Origin of the sequence: Citrobacter sp. Cs237, from assembly GCF_030332325.1 — a bacterium.
Lineage (GTDB): Bacteria > Pseudomonadota > Gammaproteobacteria > Enterobacterales > Enterobacteriaceae > Citrobacter_A > Citrobacter_A sedlakii.
In genome coordinates, this window is the sequence record NZ_JAOWIB010000102.1 from 39,890 (window position 1) to 61,354 (window position 21,465).

Consider the following 21,465-nt stretch of genomic DNA (forward strand, 5'->3'; position numbering starts at 1 on the left):
TAATTCTTATTTTAATTCTTTTTTACCCGCCTGACGAAAGGTGAGATTGTAGCGGCAGTTTCCGGTTAACGGGTGAAGCCCGTCCTTCAGCGGTTGAATGCCATGATAAAACAGCCGCGATTCGCCCCCCCATACCACCACATCACCATGTTCCAGCATGAGGCGTTTCAGCGGAGCGCTGCGCTTCAGGCCGCCGAACTGAAAAATGGCAGGCAGGCCCAGCGACACCGAGACAATCGGCGCGCGCAAATCCGGCTCGTCTTTATCCTGATGCAGCGACAGCTTCGCGCCAGGCGCGTAGCGGTTGATCAGGCAGGCGTCCGGCTGGAAATCCGTATAGCCCGCCGCCGTCGCCGCCCGCCGACAAAGTTCGACAAACGATGCCGGAAAGGGCGGCCAGGCGTGACCAGTGAGTGGATCAATAGAGGAATAGACATAGCCGCGTCGATCGGTGGTCCAGCCCAGTTGTCCGCAGTTGGTCATCGCCACCGACATGGTGTAACCGCCGGGCGTGACCATCTGGCGAAACGGCGAACGGCTGGCCACCGCGTCGATATCCAGCATTAACCTCTGCGCCGCGCTGAAGGCAAAACGGCGCAGGATTGTCGCGCCGGGCGCCAGCGGCTCCTGCCAGGGTTGTGAATCGGCAAACAGATCGAGCATTATGACTCCTTATCTGATGACTCCCGCCGCAGCAGTTGCGCTTTGCGCGTTACCCCCCAGCGATAGCCCGAAAGCGCGCCATCGCCCCGCACCACCCGATGGCAAGGAATGACGATCGCCAGTTTGTTCGCCCCGCAGGCGCTGGCAACGGCGCGTACCGCTTTCGGTTTGCCGAGCGCGGCGGCCAGTTGCTGATAACTGACCGTTTCACCACAAGGAATGGCGCGCAGCGCCTGCCAGACCTGCTGCTGAAAAGCCGTGCCCTGAATATCCAGCGGCAGCGATAGCGGCACATCGCGCCCGTCAATACTGGCGATCACCTGACGCACACGCTGGTGAAACGCCTCATCAGCCGGTTCGCCGCGCGCCGACGGGAACAGCGCGCGCAGTTCGGCGATCAAACCTGCGTCGTCATCACCCAGCAAGATTGCGCAGATCCCGCGTTCGCTTTCCGCCACCAGGCAGCGCCCCAGCGCGCAGTCTGCAAGCGTATAGCGAACCGTCAGCCGTTCACCGCCGCGGCGAAACTGCGTTGCCGTCATCCCCAGCGCCGTATCGGCGTGACGGTAATAGCTGCTACTGTCAGGGAAACCGGCGTCGAGAATCGCCTGCGTGACGCTCTCCCCTTTGCCCAGCGCGTCGCGTAACCGACGCGCGCGCCAGGCCTGCTGCCAGGCTTTCGGCGTCATGCCGGTGGCGGCCTTGAACAGGCGGTGAAAATGGTACGGGCTCATTGCCACTTGCTGTGCCAGCGCCGCCAGCGTGATGGGGTTATCATGCTCCAGCAACTGGCAGGCGCGGGTGATGTTATCCAGTCGGTGCTGCCGGGGATGGGCTTTATCCGGCTGACAGCGCTTACAGGGACGAAACCCTGCGGATAACGCGGCCTGCGCATCGGGAAAAAAGCGCACGTTTTTACGCAACGCGTGCTTAGCGCTGCAGGATGGCCGACAAAAAATGCCGGTGGTCTGTACCGCAAAGACAAACTGGCCGTCAGCGGCAGCGCTGCGTGCGAGCACAGCCTGCCAGCATTCATCAGGATTGTTCGACAGATTCGGTTTCATACGGGACTCCTTAAATAAGAGCCTAACCTAAGAGGCGTCATTGTGGCAGAGTTTCAACACGGACAGCGCGGAAGAACCGGAGCGTACACGGCGTACGGGAGGATCCTGAGCACTGCCGGAGGCAAAATGGCAAATGACATCGTCTATTGGGCCAGGCTCCTGGCATAGTGCCTGCTTAACGACAGTATGTTCGAAACCCCTTTCGCAAAAACCCGCAATCTTGCTGTTTAATTTTGTTCACCGATCAGAAAGGCGGAAAACTGTGGCGACATCCAGGTTTTAAAGTCCTCGCCCTCTTTGGTGATCATGTACACCGCCAGCCCTTCGCGGCGCACGACTTCTTTCGCTTTCTCGGCGCCGAGCACCATCAACCCGGTGTCCCAGCCGTCCGCTTCCAGCGCCGTCGGGGCGATAACCGTGACCGAAACCAGATTATGTTCAATAGGGCGGCCGGTCTGCGGATCGATAACATGCGAAAGCCGCTTACCGTCCACTTCATAATAGTTGCGATAACTGCCGGAGGTGCTGATGCCATGACCATTAATGTCCACCACCGCCTGAACGGCGTTTTCGCGATCGGTCGGTTTCTGGATCGCCACCCGCCACGGACGCCCTTCGGCGTTCATACCGCGACTGTTTAACGCTCCGCCAACGGAAACCAGATAACGCGCGATGCCTTCCTGCTCCATGAGCCGCGCCAGATGATCCGCCGCATAGCCCTCCCCCACCGTGGACAAATCAACATACAGATCCGGCAGATCTTTTTGCAGGTACTGCTGATGCGCCTGATTAATCACCGTCAGGTGCTGGAGTCCGGTTTTCGCCTTCGCCGCATCGATCTGCGCCTGAGTGGGTACCTGCACCGGCTGTTTGTCCGGACCAAATCCCCAGAGATTCACCAGCGGACCGACGGTAATGTCCATCGCCCCCAGGGTTTTGTCGCCAATACGCAGCGAAGTGGTGATGATGTCCGCCATCGCCTCGCTAACTGGCCAGGGCGTGAGGCTTTTGGTGTGGTTAAAGCGCATCAACGCGGAATCATTTTTATACGTCGAGAGAAGCCGATCGTCAGCATCCAGTTGCGCCTGGATCCGGTTACGCAGTTTCTCTGCGCGCGCGGCGTCTATATCGACCACGCTCACGCGCCAGAAGGTGCCCATGGTTTTACCTTCAAGCATCACCGGCGCCGATGCGGGAACCTGCGTCGCGTCAGGCGCGCTATCGCACCCGGTAAAAAAAAGCGTGGCGGCAAGGAGGGCCATCCGCGCAAAAGAAATTTCCATTGGTGATTGTCCTTCTGCGAAATTGCGCAAGGTTACACTAAAAACGCCCGACTGTACGCCGCGAAAAGTCCATAAAAAAAGGCCCCGCAGGGCCTTTTGTCGTCATGAAATGACCTTAGAACTGGTAAACCAGACCCAGTGCGACGATATCGTCAGTACCGATACCAGCAGCGCGGGTGAAGTCATTGTCGTCCAGCAGGTTGATTTTGTAATCAACATAGGTGGACATGTTTTTGTTGAAGTAGTAAGTCGCGCCCACATCAACATATTTCAGCAGATCTTCGTCGTCGTAGTTACGGCCGTTAACAGTTCCCAGGTTTTTGCCTTTGGACTGCAGGTAAGCCACGGACGGACGCAGGCCGAAGTCAAACTGATACTGCGCAACCACTTCAAAGTTCTGCGCTTTGTTTGCCCAGCCAATGTCGCCCGCACGCGTTGCGTTGTAAGTCTGGGTGTACTGTGCCGCCAGGTAGATGTTGTTGGCGTCGTATTTCAGGCCGCCGGTGTAGGTTTCAGCACGATCGCCGTTACCAATGTAAATGCCGTTGTTCTGCTCATCCGTACGTTTGGAGCTGGTGACTGCCGCACCCAGACCGAAGCCTTCGCCCAGATCGTAAGTGACAGAACCGCCAACGCCGTCGCCGTTCTGGCGCAGGGCTTCACGACCATTGTTAGTAATGCCGGTCATACCTTCGCCGGACGGGCTGCCGTTTTTACCCTGGTACTGAACCGCAACGTTCAGGCCATCAACCAGACCGAAAAAGTCAGTGTTACGGTAGGTCGCGAAGCCGTTACCACGTTGCTGCATGAAGTTGTCAGAACCGTAGGTGTCACCGCCGAATTCCGGCAGTACGTCAGTCCAGGAGGTGACGTCATACGCCACGCCGTAGTTACGACCGTAGTCGAAAGAACCCGCATCGCCAAATTTAACCCCAGCGAACGCCACACGGGTCCAGGAGTTGTTTTCGCTTTCAGGCGCGTTACCCTGGATCTGATACTCCCACTGGCCGTAGCCGGTGATCTGATCGTTTACCTGCGTTTCGCCTTTGAAGCCGATACGCATGTAGGTCTGGTCGCCGTCAGCGCTGTTGTCATCGGAGAAATAGTGCAGACCGTCTACTTTACCAAACAGGTCTAATTTGTTGCCGTCTTTATTATAAATTTCAGCCGCATTTGCTGCGCCTGCTACCAGCAGAGCCGGTACCAGGAGGGACAGTACTTTAACTTTCATGTTATTAACCCTCTGTTATATGCCTTTATTTGCTTTTTTATGCCACTGCATACTGATTAACCCTCATTAACCAGTCGGCAAGTTCATTCTCCGCAAAAATGCAGAATAATCCAACACGAATATGATACTAAAACTTTTAAGATGTTTCAGATATCCACATAGATGTTTCAAAACATTAACAAGAAGGAACTTTTTATATCGCTCTGAAAGTCAAGAAATAAGCACAAATGTACAAGAAATAATAAAAACCCTTTAAATACAATAAAATACAGACAAATAAAACATAGCACTGAATGACAAAACAAAATCGTCACTCACAACTAAAATAATCTCGCTATCATCATTAACTTTATTTATTACCGTCATTCATTTCTGAATGTCTGTTTACCCCTATTTCAACCGGATGCTTCGCATTCGGTTTTTTTTTACTTTTCTTTACACTCTCTTTCTGTTTATGTGCTACCGCATAAAAACAATCACCACTATCAATCATTCCGCTTCGTTTATTTCCTGAATGATATTCATAAACATTTTCTTGTTAATTAGTGCTATTTATCACACAGCATCGGGTGATATTTGTACGACGCCTGTCGGGCTGTACACGTTTAACGCAAGCCGTTCGTTTCCCGTATATTCCGTGAATAGCGCTGTTCATCCGACGCGACGAGAGTGTGGAAATCTACAGCGTAGCCTTTATACTGCCCTATCACCTTTTGCGTTGCTTTACAGGTCATAACCACGAATGAGTCAGTCTGAAACCACGGCTACATCCCGCTTCTCCCTCCTGCCAGGAAGCATCACCCGCTTCTTTTTATTACTGATCATCGTACTGCTGGTGACGATGGGGGTAATGGTGCAGAGCGCGGTGAACGCATGGCTGAAAGATAAGAGCTATCAGATTGTCGACATTACCCATGCTATCCATAAAAGGGTGGATACCTGGCGGTACGTGACCTGGCAAATCTATGACAACATTGCCGCCTCCACCAGCCCTTCCACTGGCGAAGGATTGCAGGAAACACGGCTGAAGCAGGATGTTTACTATCTCGAGAAACCGCGCCGTAAAACGGAAGCGCTGATCTTTGGCTCGCACGACAGCGCCACGCTGGAAATGACCCAGCGCATTTCGACCTATCTCGACACCCTCTGGGGGGCGGAAACGGTGCCGTGGTCAATGTACTATCTCAATGGTCAGGATAACAGTCTGATCCTCATCTCCACGCTGCCGCTGAAAGACCTCTCCTCCGGATTTAAAGAATCCACTATTGGCAATATCGTCGACTCCCGTCGGGCGGAGATGCTTCAGCAGGCCAACGCGCTGGACGAGCGGGAGAGCTTCTCCTCGCTGCGGCGTCTGGCATGGCAGAACGGGCACTATTTTACCCTGCGTACCACGTTCAACCAGCCGGGACATCTGGCGACCGTGGTCGCGTTTGACCTGCCGATCAACGATCTCATCCCGCCCGGTATGCCGCTGGACAGTTTCCGCCTTGAGCCGGATACCACGCCCGCGACCACGCGAAATAATGAGAAAGAGTCGCCGGACAGCGTCAGCATTAGCTTTAACAGTTCAAAAATTGAAATTTCATCTGCGCTGAATTCAACGGATATGCGCCTAGTCTGGCAGGTGCCGTTCGGTACATTGCTGCTCGACACCCTGCAAAATATTCTGTTGCCGCTGTTGCTGAATATCGGCCTGCTTGCGCTGGCGCTGTTTGGCTATACCACTTTCCGTCACCAGCCGGGACGCTCAACAGAGGTTGCGCCCAACACGGCGGCGAATAATGAGTTGCGGATCCTGCGCGCCATCAATGAAGAGATCGTTTCCCTGCTGCCGCTGGGATTGCTGGTGCACGACCAGGAGGCCAACCGAACGGTGATCAGCAACAAAATTGCCGACCATCTGCTGCCGCATCTGAACCTGCAGAATATCACCAGCATGGCAGAGCAGCATCAGGGGGTGATCCAGGCGACGATCAATAACGAACTGTACGAAATCCGCCTGTTCCGCAGTCAGGTTGCGCCGCGTACCCAAATCTTCATCATCCGCGATCAGGATCGTGAAGTGCTGGTGAATAAAAAACTGAAACAGGCGCAGCGCTTGTATGAAAAAAATCAGCAGGGGCGCATCGCCTTCATGCAAAATATCAGCGATACGCTGAAGGAGCCGGTCAAAACCCTGGCCGACGAGATTGCTCAGGTCGCAGCGCCCGACTCGCAGAAGCTGGCCACTCAGGCTGACGTGCTGGTTCGCATGATTGATGAAATCCAGCTGGCGAACATGCTGGAAAACGATGCCTGGAAAAGTGAACCGACCCGATTCTCGGTGCAGACGCTGATTGATGAAGTGGTGCCGGAAGTCCTGCCGGCAATGAAGCGGAAAGGGCTGCAACTGCTGATCAACAACCGTCTGAACGCTAACGACGAGCGCCATGGCGACCGTAACGCGTTGCGCCGTATATTAATGCTGCTGATGCAGTATGCTGTCACCACCACCCAGATCGGCAAAATCACGCTTGAAGTTGATCAGGATGAATCCGTGGCGGAGCGCTTAACCTTCCGCATCCTGGACACCGGTGAAGGCGTGACGCTGAGCGAAATCGATAATCTGCATTTCCCGTTTATCAGCGAAACGCAGAAAGACCGGTATGGTAAAGCGAATCCCCTCACCTTCTGGTTGTGCGATCAACTGGCGCGCAAGCTGGGCGGACATTTGAATATCAAAGCGCGAGATACGCTGGGTACACGCTATACGGTCCATGTTAAAATGACGCCGTTGGATCAGCATGTAGAAGACGAGGAGCGTCTGCTGGATGATGTCAGCGTAATGATTGACGTGACCTCTAACGAGATTCGCACCATCGTGCTTCGCCAGTTAGAAAACTGGGGAGCCACCTGCATCACGCCGGACGAAAGACTCATAAGTCAAGAATATGATCTCTTTTTAACGGATAATCCGTCTAATCTTACTGCTTCCGGCTTGCTTTTAAGCGATGATGAGTCAGGCGTGCGGAAAATAGGCCCCGGCCAGCTTCGCGTCAACTTTAATATGAGTAATGCTATGCAGGAAGCTGTACTACAACTAATAGAAGAACAGCTGGCGCAGGAAGATATTCCGGAATCCCCCCTGGGCGGCGATGAAAATGCCGAACTTCATGCCAGCGGTTATTACGCGCTATTTGTAGACACAGTACCGGATGATGTTAAGAGGTTGTATACTGAGGCGGCAACCAGCGATTTTGCTGCGCTAGCCCAAACGGCTCACCGCCTGAAAGGCGTGTTTGCCATGCTAAATCTGGTACCCGGCAAGCAGTTATGTGAAACGCTGGAACATCTTATTCGCGAGAAAGATGCTCCAGGAATAGAAAAATACATCAGCGACATTGACGCCTACGTCAAGAGCTTGCTGTAGCAAGGTAGCCTTATACATGAACAATATGAACGTAATTATTGCCGATGACCATCCGATTGTACTGTTCGGTATTCGCAAGTCACTTGAACAAATCGAGTGGGTGAATGTTGTCGGCGAATTTGAAGACTCCACAGCACTGATTAACAATCTGCCAAAACTGGATGCACACGTATTGATTACCGATCTCTCTATGCCGGGCGACAAGTACGGTGATGGGATCACGTTAATCAAATACATCAAGCGTCATTTCCCGAGCCTGTCGATTATTGTTCTTACCATGAACAACAACCCGGCGATTCTGAGCGCGGTACTGGATCTGGATATCGAAGGGATCGTCCTGAAACAGGGCGCGCCGACCGACCTGCCGAAAGCGCTCGCGGCGCTGCAGAAAGGGAAAAAATTTACGCCGGAAAGCGTTTCCCGTTTGCTGGAGAAAATCAGCGCGGGCGGTTATGGAGACAAGCGCCTCTCACCAAAAGAGAGTGAAGTGCTGCGTCTGTTTGCCGAAGGTTTCCTGGTGACCGAAATCGCCAAGAAGCTGAACCGCAGCATTAAAACCATCAGCAGCCAGAAGAAATCAGCGATGATGAAACTGGGCGTCGAGAACGATATCGCACTGCTGAACTACCTGTCTTCTGTGACCCTGAGTCCGGCTGACAAAGAGTAATTCCTTTCCTGTGCAAAATGCCGGATAGCGCTACGCTTATCCGGCATTTTTTATGTCCGCGTTTTGCGCACCCGTTCGGCATAGACCGCAAGGGTTTGTTTCAGCACGTCCAGCGTCACCGGCTTAGACAAACAGCTGTCCATGCCCGATTCCAGGCAGCGCTGCTTCTCTTCCGCCAGCGCGTTCGCCGTCACCCCGACCACCGGCAGCGTCAGGCCAAGCTGACGAATACGTTGGGTCAGACGGTAACCGTCCATATTCGGCATGTTGACGTCGCTCAGCACAATATCAATGTGGTTTTTGCTCAACACATTCAGCGCATCCACACCGTCATTGGCCGTTTTGCACTGATAGCCCAGCGATCCCAACTGATCGGCCAGCAGGCGACGGTTGATCGGATGATCGTCCACCACCAGGATCATCATATCGTCGTTGGCGATCGCCACCTTTTCTGGCGCCGGTAACGAGGCTGTCAGTTCTTCATTGTCCAGCTCAACGCTGTAGATACGGGCCAGCAGCGCGGGCAGTTCATGCGGGGAGGCCACGCTGTGCACCCATTCCCCCGGCGCTCTTTCGAGCGGAATACCAATGTGACGACGGCAGAACATCACCGCCGCTCTTCCCTGCCACGGCTGCTCCAGCGCATCGTCGGTGATCAGCAGGTCGTCGGCGGCGGGCGTCTGACCTTCATAACGGATCACGTCCATCCCGCCGCGCGTCAGGCTGTTCTCAACAAAGTGGCACAGCGAGGCGTTCCGCACCGCCAGCCAGCAGCGCGTGTTGACCAACCCGTCGAGGCTCTTCTTCGCCGGATACTGCGCGCCGTAGAGCGGAATACGCACCGTAAACTGGCTCCCCATCCCCGGCTCTGAATCCACCGAGATATCGCCGTCCATCATGCTGATCAGCTTTTCACAAATCGCCAGCCCCAGCCCGGTTCCCTGGAAATTGCGCTGCACCCCGGTGCCAACCTGGAAGAACGGGTCGAACAGACGCACGACCTCTTTCGCCGGAATACCAACGCCGGTATCGCGCACCCGAATACTCAGATAGTCATGATCACGCTGCACGTGCAGCACAATGCAGCCGATATCGGTGAACTTAATCGCGTTGCTCAGAAGATTGGAGATAACCTGCTGCAACCGCATTGGATCGCCATTCATCGCTACCGGCACGTCCGGCTCGATAAAGCAATAAAGACCGAGTTGTTTGCGCACCACCAGCGGCAAATAGTTGGCGGTGATGTGGCTCATCACCTCACGCGGGGAGAACTCTCGCGGCTCGATTTTCAGCTGCTCGGACTCAATCTTCGAGAAGTCGAGAATATCACTGATAATCTTCAACAACAGGCTGGAAGAGTTATTCATCGCCGTCACCAGGCGATCAACCCCTTTCGGCAACGTCTTGGTTTGCAGGAGATCGAGGTTACCAATGATACCGTACAGCGGGGTGCGCAGTTCATGGCTGACGGTTGCGAGGAACATAGACTTCGACTGGCTTGCCTGCTCCGCCGCCTGCGCCATCTCCTGTAAGGACTCTTCCATTTTGACGCGTGCGGAGACGTCCACCAGCACGCATATCGCCACGTTCTCGTTACGATAGCGGGAATGAACGAAGCTGATTTGCAAATTGGTGTTATTGCTGGTCAACACATCGACAAAATTCACCTGCTGTCCGCAGATGATTTGCGTCAGCCGCTGCCGATCCTCATGGGTGAGCATGTTCAGATAGGTGTGCGCCAGCTCGTTACTGAGAATGTTGACGCCGTCGACGGTACGCAGGATACAGATCCCAACCGGTGCCGAAGCCACAATTTTGCGGTTGAACTGTTCGTGCTCCTCCAGCCGCTGGGCGTCGCTTTCCGCCGGGATAAAAATTCGCCGCTCATACATTCTGGCGAGGGTAAACAGCGCGGCGCCAACCAAAACGTTCAGCAGAATGGCATTCAGAATTAACATCCGAATCCCCTCCAGCACCAGATCGACCGGTACCGAATAGACGATGCTGAGCGAGGATGGCGGCAGGTTTTTCTTCAGCACCAGCTCACGAAAACCGGGCGTATAGCCAAACCAGGAGCGTTCCTGCATCCAGCGAGGTTCAGCTTTAATGGTGGTTTCCGGCCCCGTCAGTGAGATGAGCGCATGACCATTTTCATCAAGAATGGTCACGCCCATCGGCAGGCTGCCGGGGGTAAAGAAATTTTCCATCCGGATCGCCTGCTCTACGCCCAGCAGGGCCTGCAGCCGGTTAGCCAGATATACGGGCGTCAGCGCGTAAAAGTAGCCGATACCCGGACGCGGCCCCTGCCCCACCCAGTAAAGGTTATTTCCGGAATCATCCTTCGGCGCGCTGCGGTATTTCATGATCCGTTCATGCAGCGTTTTCAGCGCATTGTCGCGCTCAACCGGCATATCGCGCAGGCCAAAATTCGCCATGCACAGATTATCGCTGCCAATCAGAAACACGCGGTTAAGATCGTACGCCGCGGAGAAGTTATCCCGCCAGTAGCGCATAAACCAGGCCAGCGACTCCAGCGATCCGCGCCAGGCGTTGCCCATCGCCGCGCAGTCCGAGTCGGCAAACAAGGGCTCAAAGGTTGGCACGACGGTTTTATCATCGCGGGTGCGTGAAGAAAGTACCCCGTTCTCCGCCGTCAAACGATTCTCGGCAATGTACTTTAGCTCTTTCATCACATCCGACGTACGCTGAATATAGCGCTGGGCCTGATCGGAACTGAGATTAAATTCCTGACGAATCTCGGACTCCCGCTGATGCAGCGCGTTGACAATGTAGAACACCGAAGCAAAGGCGATTAACAGCCATATCAACAGCGCCAGCGCTCTGAACAGGTAGCGCGAGATTTTCAGGGTTGTACGAAAGGAAGCCAGGTATTTCAAAGGGGCAAAGCTCCGCCTGAGGCGATAAATAGAGTGTGGTTAAGGTAGCGGTAAAAGTGCGATGTCGCAATCCTCACGCCCCTCTTTGCCGGAATATGATACACCGCTGAGAAACCTTTTGCGCAACTGCGGATAATTGGCGTTTACCTGAAAAGGGTAACAGGGATGCCAGAATGCGTTTTTTAAGGGGTTTCTATCCGCGACGCTTGCGCAATCAAATGATTCTGATGGCTATCCTGATGGTCATCGTGCCAACGGTGTCGATTGGTTATATCGTCGAAACCGAAGGACGTTCAGCGGTCTTAGCGGAAAAAGAGAAAAAATTGTCCGCCGTCGTTCATCTGCTCGACCAGGCGCTGGAAGAACGTTTTTTCCACTTCAGCACATTGCCGCGCGATGCACGCATCCAGGCGCTGAATGCGGAACTTGGCCCGATTACCGAGCGAATCACGCAAGCGTTTCCCGGCATCGGCGCGGGCTATTATCACAAAGCACTGGATGCGATCATTACTTATGCCCCTTCCGCGCTGTATCAGAACAATGTTGGCGTGACCATTGCTGCCGATCATCCCGGTCGTGACGTAATGCGTAGCAACACCCCTGTGGTCTTTTCCGGTCGCCAGGTTCGTGGGGATATTCTCAATTCAATGATCCCTATCCGACGAGACGGCGAAGTTCTGGGTTATATCTGGGCCAATGAGCTCACAGAAGATATCCGACGTCAGGCATGGAAGATGGACATGCGCATTATTGCGGTACTGGTGGCGGGGCTGCTTTGCAGTCTGCTGCTGATAGTCCTCTTCTCCCGACGTCTCGGCGCCAATATCGACATCATTACCGATGGTCTGTCGACGCTGGCGCATAAAACGCCCACCCAACTTCCCAATCTCCCCGGCGAACTGGGGCAAATTAGCCGCAGCGTTAACGCACTGGCGCAAACGTTACGCGAAACCAAAACGCTCAACGATCTGATTATTGAAAACGCCGCCGACGGAGTCATCGCCATTGATCGTCAGGGGGATGTCACCACAATGAACCCTGCGGCAGAAGCCATTACCGGTTATACACTCAGTGAACTTGTCGGTCGGCCCTATGCGACACTTTTCTCCGACCCGCACTTCGCCAGCCCGGTGCTTGATACTTTGGCGCACGGCACAGAACATCTGGCGCAGGAAGTGAGTTTCCCGGCGCGTGACCGTACCATTGAGCTCAGCGTCACCACCAGTCGCATTCATAATGCCAATGGTGAACTGATTGGCGCGTTAGTGATTTTTTCCGACCTGACCGCGCGCAAAGAGTCCCAGCGCCGCCTTGCACAAACCGAACGGCTGGCCACGCTGGGCGAGTTAATGGCCGGCGTGGCGCATGAGGTCCGTAACCCGCTTACCGCTATTCGTGGTTATGTACAGATTATTCGCCAGCAACTCACCCTCCCCGTACACCAGGAATATTTGTCCGTTGTGCTAAAAGAGATTGATTCTATTAATAAAGTGATTCAGCAACTTCTCGATTTTTCCCGACCGAGACAAAGCCAGTGGCAGCGGGTTCAGCTCAACACGTTGATTGAAGAGACGTTAATTCTGGTCAAAACCTCCGGTGTACAGGCGCGGATTGCCTTTAATTGTGAACTTAACCGGGAACTGCCCGCCATCATTGCTGACCGTGAACTATTGAAACAGGTCATCCTCAATATTCTCATCAATGCCGTGCAGGCGATTAACGCGCGCGGTGAAATCCGGATTCGTACCTGGCAATACGCCCCTTCGCAGCAGGCAGTATCGATTGAAGATAACGGCTGCGGGATTGATATCGCGCTACAGAAAAAAATCTTTGATCCGTTCTTTACCACCAAAGCGTCAGGAACCGGTCTTGGACTTGCGCTTAGCCAGCGCATCATCAATGCCCACCAGGGAGACATTCGCATCAGCAGCATGCCGGGATGCGGCGCGACCTTCACCCTCATTTTACCGATTAATCCGCAGGGAAACTTGTTAGTATGAAAACCCGCTACCGAATCCTTATCGTGGATGATGAAGACAACGTTCGTCGTATGCTCACCACCGCGTTTTCCCTCCAGGGACATGAAACCCACTGCGCCAGTAATGGCGAGGAAGCCTTGCAGCAATTTGCCGACGTGCCGCCGGACGTGGTGTTGATGGATATCCGCATGCCGGAAATGAACGGGCTCGACGCATTAAAGGCGATGCGCGCCCGCCAACCACGTATCCCCGTTATTTTGATGACGGCATATGCCGAAGTCGAAACCGCAGTCGAAGCGCTGCGCAGCGGCGCGTTTGACTATGTCATAAAGCCCTTCGACCTTGATGAACTGCATTTATTAATTCAGCGGGCGCTGCAACTTCAGGCGATGAGGCAAGAGATTCGTCGTCTGCATCAGGCGCTGAGTACCAGCTGGCAATGGGGACATATTCTGACCAACAGTCCGCGAATGATGGATATCTGCAAAGACACCGCCAAAATTGCCATGTCCCAGGCCAATGTGTTGATCAGCGGAGAAAGCGGTACCGGAAAAGAATTGATAGCCCGCGCCATTCACTATAACTCGCGGCGCGCCAACGGTCCGTTTATCAAAATCAACTGTGCCGCGCTGCCAGAGTCACTGCTGGAAAGCGAGTTATTTGGCCATGAGAAAGGGGCCTTTACCGGCGCCCAGTCCCTGCGTCAGGGACTGTTTGAGCGTGCTCATACGGGAACATTGCTTCTGGATGAAATTGGCGAAATGCCGCTAGTGTTGCAGGCAAAATTGTTGCGGATTCTCCAGGAGCGAGAATTCGAACGGGTGGGCGGACATCAGACCATTCAGGTCGATATCCGTATTATTGCCGCCACCAACCGGGACCTTCCGGCAATAGTGAAGGAAGGCGCCTTCCGCGAAGATCTCTTTTATCGGCTAAACGTCATCCATTTGCAGTTGCCTCCGCTGCGCGAGCGGCGGGAGGACATTGCGCTGCTTGCCAACCATTTTCTGCAAAAATTCAGTACTGAAAATCAGCGCGACATCATTGAGATCGACCCCACGGCCATGTCGATGCTGACCGCCTGGCCGTGGCCTGGCAATATACGTGAACTCTCAAACGTTATTGAACGCGCAGTGGTGATGAATACTGGAGCGGTAATTTTTGCCGACGATCTGCCCGCCCCGCTACGCCAGCCGGTAAGCAGCATAGCGGAGGTCAAATCCGCGCAGCCCGGCGAACGAAATTTAAAAGAAGAGATTAAGCGCGAAGAGAAGCGGATCATTATGGAAGTCCTTGAACAACAAGACGGTAACCGCACCCGTGCAGCCCTGATGTTAGGCATTAGCCGCCGCGCCCTGATGTATAAACTTCAGGAGTACGGTATCGATCCGACGGATCTTTAGTCCCGGAATTTGCTATGCAGAATTTTGCACAGTGCGCAATTTTCTGCATAGCTCCGTGCCTCACAGCACACGGAGATTTTGCTATTTTTCGTTTTTATTCAATCAGTTAATTTCAAAACCCCTCTCCTCCCAACTCTGGCATCCTGTTTGCAATTCCCGCTTCGTACCCAAAATGGAGTATGCAAAAGGGAAACATAATGAAAACAAAACTGATTACCTTACAGGACGCCGCCGAATTCTTTCGTGACGGCATGACCATCATGGTTGGCGGTTTTATGGGGGTTGGCACGCCCCCTCGCCTTATCGACACCCTACTGGAATCCGGCGTCAGGGATTTGACCCTTATCGCCAACGATACCGCTTTTGTCGATACCGGTATCGGCCCTCTGATTGTCAATGGTCGGGTGAAAAAAGTCATTGCCTCGCACATTGGCACTAACCCGGAAACCGGACGGCGAATGATTGCTAAAGAGATGGATGTTCAGTTGGTCCCGCAAGGCACCCTGATTGAACAAATTCGCTGCGGCGGTGCCGGTCTCGGCGGATTCCTGACCCCTACCGGCGTCGGTACGGTTGTCGAAGAGGGCAAACAAACCCTCACGCTCGACGGTAAGACCTGGCTGCTTGAGCGCCCACTGCGCGCCGATTTAGCGCTGATACGCGCGCATCGGGCCGATCCCCTTGGCAACCTGACCTATCAACTCAGCGCCCGCAATTTTAACCCGCTGATCGCCCTTGCCGCTGACATCACGTTGGTGGAACCCGACGAACTGGTTGCGACAGGCGATCTGCTGCCGGACCACATCGTTACGCCCGGCGCCGTCATTGACTATATCGTCATGCCACAGGAGAGCAAATAATGGATGCGAAACAACGTATTGCGCGCCGTGTGGCGCACGAACTTCGTGATGGCGACATTGTGAACTTAGGTATAGGCCTGCCAACGATGGTCGCCAATTACTTGCCTGCAGATATTCATATCACCCTGCAATCGGAAAATGGATTTCTCGGACTCGGACCGGTGACAACCGCGCATCCGGACCTGGTGAATGCCGGAGGCCAACCTTGCGGAATTTTACCCGGGGCGGCGATGTTCGACAGCGCAATGTCATTCGCGCTAATTCGCGGCGGGCATGTGGATGCCTGCGTGCTTGGCGGCCTTCAGGTTGACGAGCAGGCCAACCTCGCGAACTGGGTGGTGCCGGGCAAAATGGTGCCCGGCATGGGAGGCGCGATGGACCTGGTCACTGGCGCGCGTAAAGTCATTATTGCGATGGAACACTGCGCGAAAGACGGATCGGCGAAAATTCTCCGCCACTGCACGATGCCGCTTACCGCCCAACATGCGGTACATATGCTGGTCACCGAACTGGCGGTATTCCGTTTTACCGATGGCAAAATGTGGTTGTGTGAAATCGCTGAAGACTGCGACCTGCAAACGCTGAGATCGAAAACCGAAGCGCACTTTGACGTGGCCGCCGACTTGTTGATCCAGCGAGGTGATGCATGATTGGCCGTATCTCGCGTTTTATGACGCGCTTCGTCAGTCGCTGGCTTCCCGATCCGCTGATTTTTGCCATGCTGCTGACACTGTTAACGTTCGGCATCGCGCTGTGGCTTACGCCGCAAACGCCGGTCGCCATGGTGCGCTTTTGGGGTGACGGTTTCTGGAATCTGCTGGCGTTCGGCATGCAGATGGCGCTGATTATCGTCACAGGCCACGCGCTGGCCAGCTCGGGTCCGGTGAAAAAGCTGCTGAGGACCGCCGCGTCCGCGGCTAAAACGCCCGCTCAGGGCGTTATGCTGGTGACCTTTTTTGGCTCTGTCGCCTGCGTGATCAACTGGGGCTTCGGCCTGGTGGTAGGCGCCATGTTTGCCAGGGAAGTGGCCCGTCGCGTACCCGGCTCTGACTATCCGCTGCTGATCGCCTGCGCCTATATTGGGTTTCTGACCTGGGGAGGCGGTTTCTCCGGTTCAATGCCCCTGCTGGCGGCGACACCAGGCAATCCGGTCGAACATATTGCCGGGTTAATCCCGGTCAGCGACACCTTGTTCACCGGCTTCAACATCTTCATTACGCTTGGTCTCATTGTGGTCATGCCTTTTATTACTCGCATGATGACGCCGAAACCCTCTGATGTGGTCAGCGTTGACCCGAAACTGCTGATGGAAGAACCTGATTTCCAGAAGACCCTGCCGGCAGATGCGCCACCGTCAGAAAAGCTGGAAGAGAGCCGGATTCTGGCGCTGATCATCGGTGCGCTGGGTATCGCCTATCTCGGGATCTACTTTGCCGAGAAAGGGTTCAACATCACCATTAACACCGTCAATCTCATGTTTATGATTGCCGGTCTGCTACTGCATAAAACACCGATGGCCTACATGCGCGCCATTAGCGCCGCAGCGCGCAGCACCGCCGGGATTCTGGTGCAGTTCCCGTTTTATGCGGGGATCCAGTTGATGATGGAACACTCCGGACTCGGTGGATTGATCACTGAGTTTTTCATCAACGTCGCCAACAAAGACACGTTCCCGATCATGACCTTTTTTAGCTCTGCACTGATCAACTTCGCGGTGCCGTCAGGGGGCGGTCACTGGGTGATCCAGGGTCCGTTTGTCATACCCGCCGCACAAGCACTGGGAGCCGACCTCGGTAAATCGGTCATGGCTATCGCCTATGGCGAGCAGTGGATGAACATGGCGCAACCGTTCTGGGCGCTGCCCGCTCTGGCTATCGCCGGGCTTGGGGTCCGCGACATCATGGGTTACTGCATCACCGCCCTGCTGTTCTCCGGAATCATTTTTGTTATTGGTTTGACGTTGTTCTGACGGCAACCCTCACGTTTAAGGAACAGAAGATGAAAAATTGTGTCATCGTCAGCGCAGCACGTACCGCTATCGGCAGCTTCAATGGCGCGCTGGCCACTACCAGCGCAATCGAACTGGGGGCGACAGTCATTAAAGCAGCCCTGGAACGCGCACAGCTTGATCCTACTCGCGTGGATGAAGTGATTATGGGGAACGTGTTGCAGGCTGGTCTCGGGCAAAACCCGGCCCGTCAGGCGCTGCTAAAAGCGGGGCTAAATGAAACGGTTTGCGGCTTTACCGTCAACAAGGTTTGCGGCTCAGGCCTTAAGAGCGTCGCGCTTGCTGCTCAGGCGATTCAGGCCGGGCAGGCTCAGGCGATTATCGCAGGGGGAATGGAAAACATGAGCCAGGCGCCGTATCTCCTGGATGCAAAGGCCCGCTGGGGTTATCGCCTCGGCGACGGCCAGCTTTCTGACGTGATCCTGCGCGATGGCTTACTTTGCGCCACGCACGGCTATCACATGGGAATTACGGCGGAAAACGTGGCCCGCGAATATGGCATCAGCCGCGAAATGCAGGACGAACTGGCGCTGCTCTCTCAGCAGAAGGCGGTTGCCGCGATTAACGCCGGCGCGTTCGAGGCTGAAATCGTCCCTGTTAGCGTCACGTCGCGGAAGAAAACGGCGGTGGTGGAACGCGACGAATTTCCTAAAGCGGACTGTACGGCGGAAGGTCTGGCCGGGCTGCGTCCCGCCTTCGACAAGGCGGGTACGGTAACGGCCGGTAATGCTTCTGGGATCAACGACGGCGCGGCGGCGCTTATCGTCATGGCCGAATCGGCGGCGCTGGCGGCAGGGCTTAAGCCGCTGGCGCGGATCAAAGCCTATGCCAGCGGCGGCGTCGCCCCCGCGTTAATGGGGATGGGCCCCGTTCCCGCCACCCAAAAAGCGTTACAGCAATGTGGACTAGCGCTGTCAGATATTGACTTGATTGAAGCGAATGAAGCCTTTGCCGCGCAATTTTTAGCGGTCGGTAAAACGCTGGGGTTTGATCCGCAAAAAGTCAACGTCAACGGTGGCGCGATTGCGCTGGGCCATCCTATCGGCGCCAGCGGCGCACGTATCCTGGTGACGTTACTGCACGCGCTTTCAGCGAGAGATAAAACGCTGGGACTGGCGACGCTGTGTATTGGCGGCGGGCAGGGAATTGCCATGATCGTGGAAAGGATGAACTAAATAAAAAGGGCCGGAGAATATCCGGCCCTTCGCACTCAGCGGTGAGTCAATTACTCGTCTGCGTCATCCGCCGCATCGTCGTCGGTTTCCGCTTCCGGAGCGATGTCATCATCCCCTTCCGCGACGCTGCCGTCGATAGAATCCAGCTCTTCGTCATCCACCGGTTCAGCAACACGCTGCAGGCCCACGACGTTTTCATCTTCCGCAGTACGGATGAGGATCACGCCCTGGGTGTTACGACCCACCACGCTGATTTCCGACACGCGGGTACGCACCAGCGTACCGGCATCGGTAATCATCATGATCTGGTCACAATCGTCTACCTGCACCGCGCCAACAACGGAACCGTTACGCTCGGTCACTTTGATAGAGATAACACCCTGCGTCGCACGTGACTTGGTCGGATATTCGTCCGCCGCGGTACGCTTACCGTAACCGTTTTGCGTCACGGTCAGGATCGCGCCTTCGCCACGAGGAATAATCAGCGAAACGACCTTGTCTTCGCCCGCCAGCTTGATGCCGCGCACGCCGGTCGCGGTACGGCCCATCGCACGGACGGCGTCCTCTTTAAAGCGCACCACTTTACCGGCGGCAGAGAACAGCATGACTTCGTCCTGACCGGAGGTCAGATCGACGCCAATCAGCTCGTCGCCCTCGTTCAGGTTCACCGCAATGATACCGGCGGAACGCGGGCGGCTGAACTCGGTCAGCGCGGTTTTCTTCACCGTACCGCTGGCGGTCGCCATAAAGACGTTCACGCCCTCTTCGTACTCGCGTACCGGCAGGATAGCGGTGATACGTTCATCAGCTTCTAACGGCAGCAGGTTAACGATCGGACGACCACGCGCGCCGCGACTCGCTTCCGGTAACTGGTAAACTTTCATCCAGTACAGGCGTCCACGGCTGGAGAAGCAGAGGATGGTGTCGTGGGTGTTGGCCACCAGCAGGCGGTCGATAAAGTCTTCTTCTTTAATGCGTGCCGCTGATTTGCCTTTTCCGCCACGGCGCTGGGCTTCGTAGTCGGTCAACGGCTGATACTTCACGTAACCCTGGTGCGACAGAGTCACCACAACGTCTTCCTGGTTGATCAGGTCTTCGATGTTGATGTCCGCGCTGTTGGCGGTGATTTCGGTGCGACGCGCATCGCCGAACTGATCGCGGATCAGCTCCAGCTCCTCGCGGATCACTTCCATCAGACGATCGGCGCTGCCCAGAATATGCAGCAGTTCAGCGATCTGCTCCAGCAGCTCTTTGTACTCATCGAGCAGTTTTTCATGCTCAAGACCGGTCAGCTTCTGCAAGCGCAGATCCAGAATCGCCTGCGCCTGCTGTTCAGTCAGATAGTACTGACCATCACGCACACCGAATTCCGGTTCCAGCCATTCCGGACGCGCAGCGTCATCGCCCGCACGCTCCAGCATCGCCGCCACGTTGCCCAGATCCCACGGACGCGCGATCAGCGCGGCTTTCGCTTCTGCCGGAGTCGGCGCGCGGCGGATCAGTTCAATGATCGGATCGATGTTCGCCAGCGCAATCGCCAACGCTTCAAGGATATGCGCGCGATCGCGTGCTTTACGCAGTTCGAAAATGGTACGGCGAGTCACCACTTCACGGCGATGGCGCACGAACGCGGAAATGATATCTTTCAGGTTCATGATCTTCGGCTGGCCGTGGTGCAACGCCACCATGTTAATACCGAAGGAGACCTGCAGCTGCGTCTGGGAATAGAGGTTGTTCAGAACCACTTCCCCAACCGCATCGCGTTTCACTTCAATCACAATGCGCATACCGTCTTTATCGGACTCGTCACGCAGTGCGCTGATGCCTTCAACGCGCTTATCTTTTACCAGCTCAGCGATTTTCTCGATCAGGCGCGCTTTGTTCACCTGGTACGGGATTTCATGAACGATAATGGTTTCGCGACCGGTTTTCGCGTCCGCTTCCACTTCGGCGCGCGCGCGAATGTACACTTTGCCGCGACCGGTACGGTAGGCTTCTTCAATGCCGCGACGACCATTAATGATCGCCGCAGTCGGGAAGTCCGGACCCGGGATGTGTTCCATCAGCCCTTCAATGCTGATGTCTTCATCGTCGATATACGCCAGGCAACCGTTGATCACTTCCGTCAGGTTGTGCGGCGGGATGTTGGTCGCCATACCTACCGCGATACCGGACGAACCGTTTACCAGCAGGTTCGGGATCTTCGTTGGCATAACGTCAGGGATTTTCTCCGTGCCGTCATAGTTATCAACGAAATCTACCGTCTCTTTTTCCAGATCGGCCATCAGTTCATGGGCAATCTTCGCCAGACGAATTTCCGTATAACGCATCGCCGCAGCAGAGTCGCCGTCGATAGAACCGAAGTTACCCTGACCATCCACCAGCATATAGCGCAGCGAAAACGGCTGCGCCATACGAACAATGGTGTCATACACCGCGGAATCGCCGTGAGGATGGTATTTACCGATTACGTCACCAACGACACGGGCAGATTTTTTATAGGCTTTATTCCAGTCATTGCCCAATACGTTCATGGCGTAAAGTACGCGACGGTGTACCGGCTTCAGGCCATCTCGGACATCCGGCAGCGCACGGCCAACAATGACCGACATCGCGTAATCCAGATAAGAGCTTTTCAGCTCCTCCTCAATGTTGACCGGTGTAATTTCTCTCGCAAGGTCGCTCATCTAACCGCTATCCCTCTACTGTATCCCGGATTCAAAGGTCGCAAATTATAACACAACCGCGCTGATTGAGGTAAACCTATCCCCTAAATACTTAAGCTGGCCGCGACCTGCTGTATGACCGGGATCTGCGCTTTAT

14 protein-coding genes are annotated in these 21,465 nt (G+C 54.9%); 8 read left to right on the forward strand and 6 right to left on the reverse strand.

Annotation, left to right across the window (positions count from 1 at the left end; all coding sequences use genetic code 11):
• Positions 1 to 6 precede the first annotated feature (6 nt).
• From alkB to OGY07_RS09795, 4 genes are all read right to left on the reverse strand, one after another.
• Positions 7 to 663: a DNA oxidative demethylase AlkB gene (gene alkB, locus OGY07_RS09780; RefSeq protein ID WP_286600233.1), complete on the reverse strand. Its 657-nt coding sequence runs from the start codon at positions 661 to 663 to the stop codon at positions 7 to 9.
• Entirely contained in the window at positions 663 to 1,727 is a 1,065-nt protein-coding gene (gene ada / locus OGY07_RS09785; protein ID WP_286600236.1) for a bifunctional DNA-binding transcriptional regulator/O6-methylguanine-DNA methyltransferase Ada, read from the reverse strand. The genes alkB and ada overlap by 1 nt, the downstream gene beginning before the upstream one ends.
• 227 nt (positions 1,728 to 1,954) lie before the next feature.
• Positions 1,955 to 3,010 (reverse strand): FAD:protein FMN transferase ApbE, encoded by a 1,056-nt coding sequence (gene apbE, locus OGY07_RS09790; RefSeq protein WP_199956664.1) that lies wholly within the window; start codon positions 3,008 to 3,010, stop codon positions 1,955 to 1,957.
• A 115-nt stretch (positions 3,011 to 3,125) separates the two neighbouring features.
• A complete protein-coding gene (locus OGY07_RS09795; RefSeq protein WP_042290569.1) occupies positions 3,126 to 4,241 on the reverse strand; it encodes a porin OmpC in 1,116 nt (371 codons plus the stop codon).
• Between the two features lie 742 nt (positions 4,242 to 4,983).
• Between OGY07_RS09795 and rcsD the strand changes: the two genes are divergently transcribed.
• Positions 4,984 to 7,653 (forward strand): phosphotransferase RcsD, encoded by a 2,670-nt coding sequence (gene rcsD / locus OGY07_RS09800; protein WP_060570136.1) that lies wholly within the window; start codon positions 4,984 to 4,986, stop codon positions 7,651 to 7,653.
• 16 nt (positions 7,654 to 7,669) lie between these two features.
• Positions 7,670 to 8,320 carry a response regulator transcription factor RcsB gene (gene rcsB / locus OGY07_RS09805; RefSeq protein ID WP_042290573.1) on the forward strand — a complete coding sequence of 217 codons (651 nt, stop codon included), beginning with the start codon at positions 7,670 to 7,672 and terminating at the stop codon, positions 8,318 to 8,320.
• Positions 8,321 to 8,370: 50 nt separating this feature from the next.
• Here rcsB and rcsC read toward each other — a convergent pair whose 3' ends face one another.
• Positions 8,371 to 11,217 (reverse strand): two-component system sensor histidine kinase RcsC, encoded by a 2,847-nt coding sequence (rcsC, locus tag OGY07_RS09810; protein ID WP_286600243.1) that lies wholly within the window; start codon positions 11,215 to 11,217, stop codon positions 8,371 to 8,373.
• Between the two features lie 173 nt (positions 11,218 to 11,390).
• Between rcsC and atoS the strand changes: the two genes are divergently transcribed.
• The 6 genes from atoS to OGY07_RS09840 all read left to right on the forward strand — a co-directional run bounded on the left by atoS (position 11,391) and on the right by OGY07_RS09840 (position 18,642).
• Positions 11,391 to 13,217, forward strand: a complete 1,827-nt coding sequence (atoS, locus tag OGY07_RS09815) for a two-component system sensor histidine kinase AtoS (RefSeq protein ID WP_286600246.1) — start codon at positions 11,391 to 11,393, stop codon at positions 13,215 to 13,217.
• Positions 13,214 to 14,599: an acetoacetate metabolism transcriptional regulator AtoC gene (atoC, locus tag OGY07_RS09820; protein ID WP_286600248.1), complete on the forward strand. Its 1,386-nt coding sequence runs from the start codon at positions 13,214 to 13,216 to the stop codon at positions 14,597 to 14,599. Before atoS ends, atoC begins: the two co-directional genes overlap by 4 nt.
• Positions 14,600 to 14,796: 197 nt before the next feature.
• Positions 14,797 to 15,459 (forward strand): acetate CoA-transferase subunit alpha, encoded by a 663-nt coding sequence (atoD, locus tag OGY07_RS09825; RefSeq protein WP_060570132.1) that lies wholly within the window; start codon positions 14,797 to 14,799, stop codon positions 15,457 to 15,459.
• Positions 15,459 to 16,109, forward strand: coding sequence for a 3-oxoacid CoA-transferase subunit B (locus tag OGY07_RS09830; RefSeq protein ID WP_042290586.1), 651 nt, complete (start codon positions 15,459 to 15,461; stop codon positions 16,107 to 16,109). Before atoD ends, OGY07_RS09830 begins: the two co-directional genes overlap by 1 nt.
• A complete protein-coding gene (locus OGY07_RS09835; protein WP_042290590.1) occupies positions 16,106 to 17,428 on the forward strand; it encodes a TIGR00366 family protein in 1,323 nt (440 codons plus the stop codon). The genes OGY07_RS09830 and OGY07_RS09835 overlap by 4 nt, the downstream gene beginning before the upstream one ends.
• Before the next feature lie 29 nt (positions 17,429 to 17,457).
• Entirely contained in the window at positions 17,458 to 18,642 is a 1,185-nt protein-coding gene (locus OGY07_RS09840; RefSeq protein WP_211935491.1) for an acetyl-CoA C-acetyltransferase, read from the forward strand.
• A 50-nt stretch (positions 18,643 to 18,692) separates the two neighbouring features.
• Here OGY07_RS09840 and gyrA read toward each other — a convergent pair whose 3' ends face one another.
• Positions 18,693 to 21,329 (reverse strand): DNA topoisomerase (ATP-hydrolyzing) subunit A, encoded by a 2,637-nt coding sequence (gene gyrA, locus OGY07_RS09845; RefSeq protein ID WP_286600254.1) that lies wholly within the window; start codon positions 21,327 to 21,329, stop codon positions 18,693 to 18,695.
• Positions 21,330 to 21,465 lie beyond the last annotated feature (136 nt).